The organism is Mesorhizobium sp. WSM4806, assembly GCF_055811635.1.
In genome coordinates, this window is the sequence record NZ_JBVVQZ010000016.1 from 125443 (window position 1) to 138007 (window position 12565).

Annotated in this window: 7 protein-coding genes and 1 pseudogene; 2 read left to right on the forward strand and 6 right to left on the reverse strand. The window is 65.1% G+C overall.

From position 1 onward, the window contains the following. Positions 1–45 precede the first annotated feature (45 nt). Both AC0L2M_RS23555 and AC0L2M_RS23560 read left to right on the forward strand, forming a co-directional pair. Positions 46–318 carry an antitoxin gene (locus tag AC0L2M_RS23555; protein WP_473536080.1) on the forward strand — a complete coding sequence of 91 codons (273 nt, stop codon included), beginning with the start codon at positions 46–48 and terminating at the stop codon, positions 316–318. A gap of 61 nt (positions 319–379) precedes the next feature. Continuing rightward, positions 380–499 (forward strand): annotated as a pseudogene (locus AC0L2M_RS23560) (type II toxin-antitoxin system VapC family toxin); the annotation flags it as partial. Between the two features lie 18 nt (positions 500–517). Here AC0L2M_RS23560 and AC0L2M_RS23565 read toward each other — a convergent pair. The 6 genes from AC0L2M_RS23565 to AC0L2M_RS23590 form a co-directional block, all read right to left on the reverse strand. After that, a complete protein-coding gene (locus AC0L2M_RS23565; protein ID WP_473536055.1) occupies positions 518–1558 on the reverse strand; it encodes a sulfate/molybdate ABC transporter ATP-binding protein in 1041 nt (346 codons plus the stop codon). 15 nt (positions 1559–1573) lie between these two features. Then, positions 1574–2458, reverse strand: coding sequence for a sulfate ABC transporter permease subunit CysW (gene cysW, locus AC0L2M_RS23570; RefSeq protein WP_023798668.1), 885 nt, complete (start codon positions 2456–2458; stop codon positions 1574–1576). Further along, positions 2451–3302, reverse strand: coding sequence for a sulfate ABC transporter permease subunit CysT (gene cysT / locus AC0L2M_RS23575; RefSeq protein ID WP_027154317.1), 852 nt, complete (start codon positions 3300–3302; stop codon positions 2451–2453). Before cysT ends, cysW begins: the two co-directional genes overlap by 8 nt. A gap of 32 nt (positions 3303–3334) precedes the next feature. Then, the gene (locus tag AC0L2M_RS23580; protein ID WP_128247732.1) at positions 3335–4363 is read right to left on the reverse strand and encodes a sulfate ABC transporter substrate-binding protein; all 1029 of its coding nucleotides are present in this window, start codon (positions 4361–4363) and stop codon (positions 3335–3337) included. Positions 4364–4634: 271 nt separating this feature from the next. Then, a complete protein-coding gene (pbpC, locus tag AC0L2M_RS23585) occupies positions 4635–6740 on the reverse strand; it encodes a penicillin-binding protein 1C (RefSeq protein WP_473536057.1) in 2106 nt (701 codons plus the stop codon). Positions 6741–6933: 193 nt separating this feature from the next. Continuing rightward, a complete protein-coding gene (locus AC0L2M_RS23590; RefSeq protein ID WP_473536059.1) occupies positions 6934–12414 on the reverse strand; it encodes an alpha-2-macroglobulin family protein in 5481 nt (1826 codons plus the stop codon). Positions 12415–12565 lie beyond the last annotated feature (151 nt).

Here is a 12565-nt window from a genome sequence, read left to right on the forward strand (position 1 = left end):
ACTGTCTGGCATTTTACAAATGGTATAAACAAAGGAGCCATCGCTATGCCCCAGCGCCGCCATTCCAAGACTCCGCCGAAAGAGGCGAAGCTGTTTCGCAACAATCGCAGCCAGGCGGTGCGCATTCCTGTCGAGTTCGAGCTCCCCGGCGAAAAGGTCTTGATCAGCCGTGAAGGCGACCGCCTGGTCATCGAGCCGGTCCGCAAACCTGGCCTCTCGGCGCGGCTCGCGCAATGGGCGCAAGAGCCACCGCTCGGTCCCGAGGACGACTTCCCCGGAACCGACGATATGCCTGTCAAATCCGAAAGAATTTTTTAATGCGGCTCATGCTGGACACCAACTTGTCAGCGACATGATCCGAAACCCGGCGGGCAGAGCCACTATTGGCCAAAACGACCTTTTTATTGCTGCCCACGCCTACGCGCTGGACACCACCCTGGTAACCGCCAACATGGGAGAGTTCAACCGGATCAAGGGCCTGAAGGTCGAGAACTGGCTGAGTAGCGCCGGAAGGGGATCAAGCACCCGGAAAAAGCTTCCAGCGCCGCGGCCTGAACGCTACCCGGCTCTTCTGCGCCGCCGGATGGTCGACCGGCAGCTCGATCTCGACCCGCTGGCGCTTGCCGCCGATTTCGAGCTCCACGCGTCTGGTGCCGGCGACGCGGCGGCTGGCGGCGACCGTGCCGGCGATGCAGCCATTGCATTCGTCCACCAGGTCGACATCGTGCGGGCGGAAGAACAGCGTTGCTTCGCCCCGCGGCGCCTGCGGCGCCGACAGCCCGATCGGGCGATCGGCGATCCAGACCTGGCCGTCCTCGACCTTGACCGGAAGCGCGCTCGATTCACCGATGAAGCCGTAGACAAAGGGCGAATTCGGCGTGTCGTAGATTTCGTCGGCGGTGCCGACCTGCTCTATGCTGCCCTGGCTCATCACCACGACGCGGTCGGCAAGCTCGAGCGCTTCTTCCTGGTCATGGGTGACAAAGACCGTGGTGTGGCCGGTGGCGTCGTGGATGTCGCGCAGCCAGCGGCGCAATTCGCGGCGGACCTGGGCGTCGAGCGCGCCGAACGGCTCGTCCAGCAAAAGCACGGCCGGTTCGATCGCCATCGCGCGGGCCAGCGCCACGCGCTGGCGCTGGCCGCCCGAAAGCTGAGCCGGATAGCGCTTTTCCAAGCCGGAAAGCTGGACGAGGTCGAGAAGCTCTGAGGCACGGCGGCGGATTTCCTGCGCCGACGGCCGTGACGGCCCGTGCCGAACTTTTAGGCCGAAGCCGATATTGTCGGCGACCGTCATATGGCGAAACAGCGCATAATGCTGGAAAACGAAGCCGACATTGCGCTGCTGGATCGACTTTTGCGACGCATCCTCCTCGCCAAAGAAGATCTTGCCTTTCGTCGGCCGCTCCAGCCCGGCGATCAGCCTGAGCAGCGTCGTCTTGCCGGAGCCGGATGGCCCGAGCAGCGCGATCAGTTCGCCGGACTTGATGTCGAGCGAAACGTCGTGGAGGGCCGGAAACCGCTCAAACTCCTTACGCACGTTGGCAACGCGAACTTCCATCAACCGTCCCTTTTTTCAGTGTCCGCGCGTCGCGGCGAGCTCGGCGCCGTAGCGCATCTCGAGAAGTGTTTTCAAGACCAGGGTGACCAGCGCCAGGCCGGCAAGCAGTGAAGCGACGGCGAAGGCGGCTGCGGCATTGTATTCGTTATAGAGGATTTCGACATGCAGCGGCATGGTGTTGGTCAGTCCGCGTATGTGGCCCGACACGACGGAGACCGCGCCGAACTCGCCCATGGCGCGGGCATTGCACAACAAGACGCCGTAGAGCAGCCCCCATTTGACGTTGGGCAGCGTCACGTACCAGAACGCCTGCCAGCCATTGGCGCCGAGCGACAGCGCCGCCTCCTCGTCGCCATTGCCCTGTTCCTGCATCAAGGGGATCAGTTCGCGAGCGACGAACGGGAAGGTGACGAAGATGGTGGCCAGCACGATGCCCGGCACGGCAAACAGGATTACGATGCCATGCGCCTTCAGCCAGGCGCCGAACAGGCCTTGCGCGCCGAATAACAGCACATAGACCAGGCCGGAAATGACCGGCGATACCGAAAACGGCAGGTCGATCAGCGTGGTCAGGAAGGCCTTGCCCTTGAACTCGAACTTGGCGATCGCCCAGGCGGCGGAGACGCCGAAGACGATGTTGAGCGGCACCGAGATCGCCGCCACGAGCAGCGTCAGGTGGATCGCCGAACGCGTGTCGGGATTGGTCAGCGCCTCGGTATAGGCACCGATGCCCTTTGCGAAGGCTTCATTGAAGACGACGATCAGCGGCAACAGCAGGAAAATGCCGAGGAAGGCAAAGGTCACGATCATCAGCACGGCTTTCGCCGGGCGGCTTTCGGTCACTGCCGCCGACTGGCTTTCGTGGTGCGGTGCGTAGGATTTGATCTCCGGATCAGCCATAGCGCTTGCGGCTCCACGTCTGCACCAGATTGATGACCAGCAGCATCACGAACGACAAAGCGAGCATGATCGCCGCGATCGCGGTCGCCGCCGCATAATTGTATTCCTCCAGCCGGATGACGATCAGAAGCGGCGCGATCTCGGATTTGTAGGGCAGGTTGCCGGCGATGAAGATGACGGAGCCGTACTCGCCGACGCCGCGCGCGAAAGCCAGCGCGAAACCGGTGACGATGGCCGGCGCCAGGCCCGGAAGCAGAACCCGGGCGATGGTCTGGAAGCGATTGGCGCCGAGCGTGGCGGCCACTTCCTCGACCTCCTTGTCGATCTCCTCCATGATCGGCTGGACGGTGCGCACGACAAAGGGCAGCCCGATGAAGATCAGCGCGATGACGATGCCGAGCGGCGTATAGGCGACCTTGACGCCGAGCGGCGCCAGCAGGCTGCCAAGCCAGCCGTTCGGCGCGTAGAGCGTGGTCAGCGCGATGCCGGCGACTGCCGTCGGCAAGGCGAAGGGCAGGTCGACCATGGCATCGACGATGCGGCGGCCCGGAAAGCTGTAGCGCACCAGCACCCAGGCGACGATCGTGCCGAAGACGACATTGACCATGGCGGCAATGAAGGCGGTGCCAAAGCTGATTTCAAGCGCGTTGATGGTGCGGCGGTCGGTGGCGATCGCCCAGAAATCGGCCCAGCCAAGCGCGGCCGATCGCCAGATCAGCCCTGACAGGGGAATGAGGATGATGAGCGTGAGGTAGGCAAGCGAGAAGCCGAGCGTCAATCCGAAACCCGGAATGACGCTCGGCTGTCTGAACCGCCACCCCGCCTTGGCGGGTGCTGTGGTCATGTCGTCCTGATCTAGAATCTAGCTAACTGGGTCTACTGGGCCGGCTTGTAGATCTGGTCGAATATACCACCGTCGCCGAAATGGTAAGGCTGTGCTTTCTTCCAACCACCAAAAAGCGGATCGTCGATGGTGATCAGCTTGATCTCAGGCAGTTTCGCGAGGTCCTCGGGCGGTACCAAATCCGGCTTTGACGGGCGATAGTGGTTCTTGGCGATCAGCGTCTGGCCTTCCTTGGAGTAGAGGTAGCTCAGATAGGCTTCGGCGACTTTTCGCGTGCCCTTGGCATCGACATTGGCGTCGACCACGGCGACCGGCGGCTCGGCCAGGATCGAGGTCGGCGGGTAGACGATATCGAAATTGTCGGCGCCGAATTCGTCGAGCGCCAGATAGGCCTCGTTTTCCCAGGCCAGCAGCACGTCGCCCAGCCCCTTTTGCGCAAAAGTCACGGTCGCGCCGCGCGCGCCGGTGTCGAGCACCGGAACATGCGCGTAGAGATTGCCGACGAATTCCTTGGTCTTGGCCTCGTCACCGCCATCCTTGGCGTTGGCATAGGCCCAGGCCGCGAGATAGTTCCAGCGCGCGCCGCCCGAAGTCTTGGGGTTCGGCGTAATCACCTGGACGTCGTCCTTGACCAGATCGCCCCAGTCGTGGATGCCTTTCGGATTGCCCTTGCGGACGAGGAAGATGATGGTCGAGGTGTAGGGCGCCGAATTGTTCTCGAATTTGGTCCGCCAGTCGGGATTGATTTTCTTCGATTTCTCGACGATGGCGTTGATGTCGCCTTCTAGCGCCAGCGTCACCACGTCGGCGTCGAGGCCGTCGATCACGGCACGGGCCTGTGCGCCCGACCCGCCATGCGATTGCTGGACGGTCACCGTCTCGCCGGTCTCGGCCTGCCAGTGGGCGGCGAACGCTTCGTCGAATTGCTTGTAAAGCTCACGCGTCGGATCATACGACACATTGAGGATGGTGGTATCGGCGAACGCGAAACCGAGCGTGCCGAACTGGACAGATGTGGCGACCAGTGCGCCGAGCAGTTTCCTGAAATGAGGATTGGTCATTTCCGCCTCCGTTGAGATCACCTCAATCTACTGAATTGGTAGAAATTAGATGCAATCAATGTTGTTTTTTTTGGCCTTATGAAGCAATTTTTCGCCGGCTTTCGGCATCACGAAGAAATTCTTTCCTCGCAACGCTGCAGTGCCGAATCCGGGCTTATGAAGCAATCTATCTAGAGACAGGTCGCGCCTCGGCAATGGCCTGAGGAGTCGAGCGTGTCCTGCTTACTCGCCGACCAATGGAAAGCCAATTCCCTGAATGGCTTGGCGCATTCTATTCAACGAACACTTTCACGCTGGCCGCACGCCCGGCCGCGTCGATCACGGTCAGGGTCGAATAGCCGGTGCCGTCCGGCTGCCAGGTCGCGGTGCGCCGCCGGTCGATGCCGACCAGCGGCTTGCCATTGGCCAGCCAGCGGAACGGGGCGCGGCCGCCTTGCAGCTTCAGCACCAGCGGCGTGGCGTCGGCGGCGGTGGCGCCGAGATCGACGTGGGCGCCGTCGGGCGGAAAGATGATCGTCGGCGCGGGCTCGGTCGGCGTCGCCTGGACCAGGCCGTCGATCCCAGAGCCGAAGCGCGCCAATGTCACCGGCAGATCGTCGCGCCTGGGTCTGGTGACGCCGGCCGGCTGGCCTGGCAGCGGCATGGCAGCCAGGCCGGAGCGGACAAAACCCTCGAACAGGATCGGTGCGGCCGAGACATAGCCGGACAGGCCGGGCACCGCGCCGGCATCGGGACGGCCGACCCAGACGCCCAGCACGTAGCGCCCGTCGAAGCCGACCGACCAGGCATCGCGGTAGCCGTAGGAGGTGCCGGTCTTGTAGGCAATGCCGCGCCGGGCGGCGCCCTCGGGCGGCTTGACGCCCGACAGTATGTCGGTGATCTGCCAGTTCGCCTGATCGTCGAGGACGGTAGCGGTCGAGCGCTCGGCATTCGCCGGCTCGGTGCCGTCATGCAGCGTGTGTGCCTTGCCGCCATTGGCGAGCCCGGCATAGAGCTGGACGAGGTCGCGCAACGTCACGCCGACGCCGCCAAGGCCGATGGCGAGACCCGGCGCCTTGTTGACGGGCAGGATCGGCGTGACGCCGGCCTGCCGGAAGCGCGCGAGCAGCCGCGCCGGCCCGACCGCGTCGAGCACACTGATCGCCGGCACGTTGAGCGACAGCTGCAGCGCCTGCCTGATGCTGACGTCGCCCTGATAGCCCATGTCGAAATTCTTCGGCCGATAGCCGGAGAAATCCGTCGGCCTGTCATCGATCAGCGTTTCCTGCGCCACCAATCCCTGCTCGAAGGCGAGCCCGTAGATGAACGGTTTCAGCGTTGAACCGGGCGAGCGGGCGATCCTGGTCATATCGATCCAACCAGAGCGGCTGGCGTCGAAATAGTCGGCAGAGCCGACTTCGCCGAGGATGTCGCCGGTGCGGGCGTCGGCCAGCACCATGGCGACGGACAGGCGAGGGCCGAGCCTGGCGGCGGCATCCCTGGCCACCTGTTCCAGCCCTTCCTGGACACTCTTGCGGATCGTCAGCCGCAGCTTGTGGCCGGGGACGGCCCGGGGCAGCACTGCATAAGCGGCATGGGCGGCGAGTGCCGGCAGCGGGCGGCGGCTGGCGGGAACATCGTCGAGCGCGGCACGTGCGGCCTCGGGCTCGCCGAGCAGGCCTGATGTGACCATTCGCGTCAGCACCCGGTCGCGGGCGGCGTAAGCGATTGCCAGGTTGCGGTCGGGCCGGCGCTTTTCCGGCAGTTGCGGCAGCGCGACGAGCAGCGCCGCCTCCGAGACGTCCAGCCGCTTCGGCTCCTTGCCGAAATAGGCCAGCGAGGCGGCGCGCACGCCTTCGAGATTGCCGCCATAGGGCGCCAGCGTCAGATAGCGTTCGAGGATCTCGCCCTTGCTGAGCCGCCGCTCGATCTGCAGGGCGCGCAGCAGCTGCTTGAGCTTGGAGCCGAGGCTGCGGCTGTCGCGCGGTTCGGTCAGCCGGGCGAGCTGCATCGACAGCGTCGAGCCGCCGGAGACGATACGGCCATTGGTCGCGAACTGGCCGGCGGCGCGGGCCAGCGCCAGCACGTCGACGCCTTCATGATCCCAGAAGCGCTTGTCCTCGTAAGTCACCAGCATGTCGACGAACTGTCTGTCGACCTGGTCGAGGCGGGTGGCGAGCCGCCAATAGCCGTCCGGCGTGGCGAAGGCCCGCAACAGTTGGCCGTCGCGGTCCTGGACTTCGGTCGATACCGTCAGCGCCGCCGGCAGCGGCGGCGGAAAGGCGCGGTCGAGCTGCCAAAGGGTGGCGGCGGCGATTGCTGCGAAGCCGGAGAGGGAGGCGGCGGCGATGGCTGAACGGCGCAGGAATTTTTTGGAGAGCACGGCGCTGCCCCTCATCCGCCTGCCGGCACCTTCTCCCCGTATAGCGACGGGGAGAAGGGGGCTGTCACGGCCCACGGCGGCTTTTCTGCAGCGTTCGAATTTGGCGAAAACTTCGGCGCAGGCCTCTTTCTCCCCGTCACTATACGGGGAGAAATGCCCGGCAGGGCAATGAGGGGCAGCGCCATCGCCATGGTTCGCCATCTTTGCCTTACGGCGCCTTGACCTCCATCATGCCGGTTGCGGTGCGGGCCGAATATTGCGGCCGGTACATGTCCTCGACGGTTGCCGCCGGGTGGGCATAGGTGCCCGGCGTCACCGCACGCACGACATAGGCGAGCGTGATGTTGCGGTCGCCTTCGCCGTCGTTCGGATTGAAAGCGGCGACGAAACGGTCGTCGCGGAATTCGAGATGGGCGGCGTCGGTCTGGGCCAGCCAGGAAAAATTCGACAATTGGGCGCTGGAAACCAGGCCCGGATTATCGATCTCGAAGCCGGCCGGCAGCAGATCGGTGATCACCAGCCGCGACGGCCATTTGTTCTGCTCATAGATATTGAGCACGACGACATAGCGTTCGTTCTGGGTCGCCTGCGTGACATTGGCTTCGGTGCCGTCGAGCTTGTAGTAGGTGCGGCCGATGGTGAAGCCGTCGCCGCTGGCCGGCAGCGGCTGGATCGGCGAGGCCACCGTGGTGACGACCGCCTGCAACGGGTTGCTGCCGGTGTTGGCGACGGTCAGCGGACTGTCGGCAATGTCGCTGCCGGCGATCTGGTTCGAATAGGCGCCGGCATGCGGCGCGCCATTGATGGTCAGCGCGATCGCATCATTGCCGGCCTTTAGGGCACGCGCCGCCAGCAGCATCCAGGACTCGTCCTGCGTGCTGGTCCATCTGACGGCGGCGCGTTCCTGCGTGACCCGCTTGATCAGCACCGGCACGATCGTCGGCACCGGCTTGGATTCGGCGGCAAGCGCCAGCATCGCCGCGCCGTCACGCAGCGGCGAGCCATAATCGGACCTGTAGTGGTCGTATGCCGAGGTCGAATTGGCCAGTTGCAGGGCGGCCTGGAAGGTGGCTTCCGAGCGCTGCGTGTCGCCATAGAGCGCCAGGCCCGCCGCCAGTTGGGCGACGGCCATCGGGCTGGTAAAGGCTTCGAGCTGGGTGTCGGCATAGTAGCGCAGATCGCCGATCGAGGCCTTCTTGTTGCGGGCCAGCACATAGAGCGCATAGGCGATCTCGCTGCCGCGATCCTTGACGTCCTGGTCATAGCCGATCGCGTTTTGCAGATTGCTCAGCGCCTGGTTCATCGCCAGCGCCGGCACGTCGTATTTCTGCTCGCGCGCCCGGGTCAGGAAGTCCGTGACATAGGCGTCGAGCCACAAATCGCCGGAGCCCGGGCCCCACAGGCCGAAGCTGCCGGCCGAGGCCTGGTAGCTCAGCACCTTGTAGATGGCGTCCTGGATGCGGCCGTGCAGATCGGCGTCGCTGGCCATGCCGGCGCCCGACGCCATCTCGTTGACATAGAGCAGCGGCATGGCGCGGCTGGTGGTCTGCTCGGCGCAGCCATAGGGGTAGCGGTCGAGCGTCATCAGCAGCGACGGCACGTCGAAGGCCGCCGCCTGTGAAACGCCGACGCTGACCGAAGCGCCGTCGAGCAGGCTTGCCGCCAAGAGCTCCTTGTCGACGCGCAGCGAGCCGCCATTGCCCTTGAGGTCGACCACCATGCGGGTGGTCACCGGCAATTGCGCCGGGCGCACCGGGACATAGAGCGTCTGCTCGACAGCGGTGCCGTCGGCATGGGCGAGCTTGATGGTGATCGAGGCGTTGCCCGGTGCCTCAGCGATCAGCGGCACGGTCAGCGTCCGCCGCTTGCCCTTGGCCAGTGTCAGCTTTTCGGGCAGGGCGGCACTGCCGGTCGAAAGATCGCCTGTGGTGTCGATCGACAGCGCATAGTCGCCCTCCGGACCGTCGGCGTCGGTGACGTCGAGCCGCATGACGGCCGAATCGCCGGGCGCCAGGAAGCGCGGCAGGCCGGCTGTGATCACCACCGGATCGCGCACGATCACGTCGGACTGGGCGTGGCCGACCCCGTCCTCGGTCCAGGCGACGGCCATGACGCGCACGGTGCCGTTGAACTGTGGGATGTCGAAGTCGACCCGCGCCTTGCCGTCGGCGTCGAGCTGGACCGGACCGGAGAAGAAGGCGACCAGCTTTTCGGTCGGCGGGCTGCCTTGCGACTGGATGTTGGCGCCGTCGCCGCCACTGCGCAGCTTGCCGATCGTGCCCAGCGAGCCTTCGATCAGGCGGCCGTAGAGGTCGCGTACTTCAAGGCCGAGCATGCGCTGGCCGAAGAACCAGGTCTCCGGATCCGGCACCTTGTAGTTGGTCAGGTTGAGGATGCCGACGTCGACGGCCGCGACCATGACATAGGCGTTGGCGCCCGGCTGCACGCCGGCCACCGAAACCGGGATCGACAGCTGCTGGCGCGGCATGGTCTTGTCCGGCGGCGTCAGGCTGACGGCGAGTTTTTTCGAGCCCGGATCGACCTTCAGCCATTTGACGCCGATGGCGCGCGCCGGCATGCGGGTTTCCTGCGCATCACCCGGCCTGAACAGCGTTGCCGTGACATAGGCGCCGGCGCCCCAGTCGTCGCCGACCGGGATGTCGATGGTGCTGCCGCCGGCCGGCACGCTGGCGGTGACGGTCTTCAAGAGCTTGTCGGCGCCGATGGTGACGAGCAGCTCGCCGGCAAAATGCGGCGACACTTTGAGCTTGGCCACTTCGCCGGCCGCATAGCTGTCCTTGTCGAGGGCGATTTCGAGGCCGTCGGGCGTTTCGGTGGTGGTGGAGCTGACATACCAGCCGGCGTCGAACTCGTAGCTGGTCGCCGGGCCCTCCGGGTCAGACGTCTCGATCTCGAGCCGGTAGCGGCCCCAGTCGACCGGCAGCGAGACGGTGGCCTCGCCGTCGGCGGTCATGTCGACCTGGCCGCTGGCCACCGACTTGGTGAAGGTCACCGGCTCATAATTCCAGGAATTGCTGGAGCGGTACCATTGGTAATTGCGTTCGACCTTGACCAGCGACCATTGCGCGCCCTGGAGCGCCTCGCGCTTGCCGTCGGGGTCGACGGCAATCAGGCCGAACTTCGCCGTGCCGCCTTGCGGCACCTCGTCGCCGTCGAAATCCGGGCGGATGCCGATCATCTGGCCCTGCGGCCGGATGGCGATGTTGAGCGAGCGTTCGACGGCGCGGCCGCCGGTCTCGCGCATCCTGACCGTAACCTTGGCGTCGACCAGCCTGGTGGTCGAGGGCAACTGGTCGACGGAAACCGGGAAGGTCGCCCTGCCGTCGTCGCCGACCACCGACAGGCCGGTGAACGGGGTCACTGACGGTTCCGCCGACTGCTCGTCGGCGAGGCCGAAGGAATAGCCCTTGAAGCGGTCCCAGGCGCGGGTGGTCGACAGCGTCAGTTCGCCTTCGAGCGCCAGCCCGGCGGCCGGCGCGCCATAAAGGAAGCGGCCGTCGACGGTAACGTTAGCGGTTTCGCCCTGCGCGATCTCCTGCTTGTCGGAGGACAGGTCGAACTCGATGCGATCCGGCACGAAATCCTCGACCAAAAACATCTGGCTGGCGACCGCCGCCTGCTTGGGGTCGGTGTGGATCGCCACCGTCCAGGTGCCGCGCATGGCGTTGGGTTCGAGCGGCAGGTCGACGGCATGGCCGCCGGCCGATGCGCCGTCGCTGATGATGCGGCGGTTCTCGACGCCATCGGGACGGGTGAAGATGAAGGTCAGCGGCAGGTTCTCGACCGCCTTGGCGGCGCTGTCGCGGGCAAGTGCTGCGACATGGACGTCCTCGCCGGCGCGGTAGATGCCGCGTTCGGTCCAGGCATAGACGTCGAGCGCGCCCGGCGCCGGACGCCCGGTGACGCCGCGATCGGAAAGATCGAAGCCGGCGCGGCCCATGTCGAGGAAGACGAAGTCGCTGTCACCCTGCCTGGCTGTCAGCACGGCCGGCACCATGCCGCCGTCGCCGCGCGTCAGTCCGGGGTTGAAGACGGCGCGGCCTTCACCATCCGTGGTCGCGGTGCCGAGGATCTCGTTGTTCCTGGCCAGCAGCGTCAGTTCAGCACCTGATATCGGCTTGGCGGTTGCGAGCGAACGGGCAAAGACGTTCAGCCCGTCCTGCCCGGTATAGGTCGACAGGCCGATATCGGAGATGACGAACCATTGCGTGGCGCGCGAATCATAGTCGTCGTCGTTCTCGTCGACCGGTTGCGCGGTCAGCACATAGACGCCGGGCTTGCGTTGCGGCAGCGCTTCGTCGACCGGGAAGGAGGTTGTGACTTCCTTGTTCAGGTCGTTGGCGATGTCGATCAGGCCCTGCCAGACCGGCTCGCCCATCTGGTCGGAAATGTTGGAGATGTCGTAGCCGTCAAGCTGGCGCAGGAACTGGTAGCCGGACAGAAGCTGGGTCAGCGAGCGATCGCCGATGCGAAAAAGCTTCATTTCGGCGGCGCTCATGTTGACGGTGACGACCGGGATGCCTCGGCGGGCGCCGGCCGGCAGCACGAAGCTGTCGCCGGTGAAACGGGCGGACGGGGCGCGGTCCTGCACATAGATCGACAGCACCACAGGGGTGGAGATCACCTCGCCGATGGCGGCCGGCAGGCCGGGACGGAAGGTCACGTCGTAATGCTGGCCGTGCTCGAGCCCCTCGACGCAGATCTGCTTGTCCTTGGCCTCGACGCCCTTGGGGGCGGCGTTGTCGACAGTGACGAATTGCGCGTAGTCGACGCCGGTCTTGACCAGGTCTTCTGAAAATTGCGCGCAGATGCGTGGCGCGCTGGTGTCGGCGTCGACCGTGTGATCGACGACGCGGAAGCCCTTGCGCGCCTTGAGGTCGTGGTAGGCGGCCGTGACCCAGGGCGAACTGACCAGCGCGAGGCTCGCTTCGTAGGCCTGCAGGGCCGGCCGAGCGAGGTCGCGGCGATCGAGCCCGTCGCCAAGCAGTGCCAGCGCTTCGGCACGGGTTTTTGTGGTGCGCAGCAATTTGTAGGCGTTGAAGCCGGCGGAGGTGGCGTTCGCCGGCAGGGTCGACGCCTCGGCGCTGTTGGCGGTCGGCTGCACGGCAAGTGTTTCCCGCGCCAGTTCAAGCCAGAGTTGGCCATCGTCGGGCAATACCGAAACCAAAGCCTCGTATTTTTGAACGGCCAAGCGGTGGTCGCCGGTCTGCGACGCTTGCCTTGCCGCCTCCCGCAGCGCCGTCAGTCCTTCGGTGGGCTTGGTGTAGGCCGGGCCGGTGAGCCTGTTGCGGTATTGCTGGGCCTGGTCGGCCATCCAGGCGGGGAAGAAGGCGAGCGCCGGCGGCGCGCCGATGTCGGGGTCGCCTTCGACGTTGACGACCTTGCCGGCGACGGCGCCCTTGAAGGGCTTCAGCGTGTTATAATCGGATTTGAGAAAACACCATTTGGCCTTGGGGTTGTAGGTGAAGGCGCGGCAGGCGGGATCGCCGAGACATGTCGTCGTGCACTGATCGAGGCTGACGTTCTGGTCGGATCTGAGATCGAAGCCGAAATAATCGGAATTGTCCGATGTCACCACCCGGCGCGCTTCGGCCGCTTGCGCGACACTGCCCCAAGCGAAAAAGAGAAGAAAAAGAATCGACAGACCACGAGCCGCGCGCATTGCCATGACACCCCTCCGGACACTGCTTACGTTACGTCCACGTTACGCCCAGACATGTTCAAGCTTCGGTCCAGCTTGTCAACACAAGGACGCGGCAGGTTCCCGCCTGCCAACGGTTTCCTTTCCGGCCGATGACCGGTAGTACCTCCACAGGACA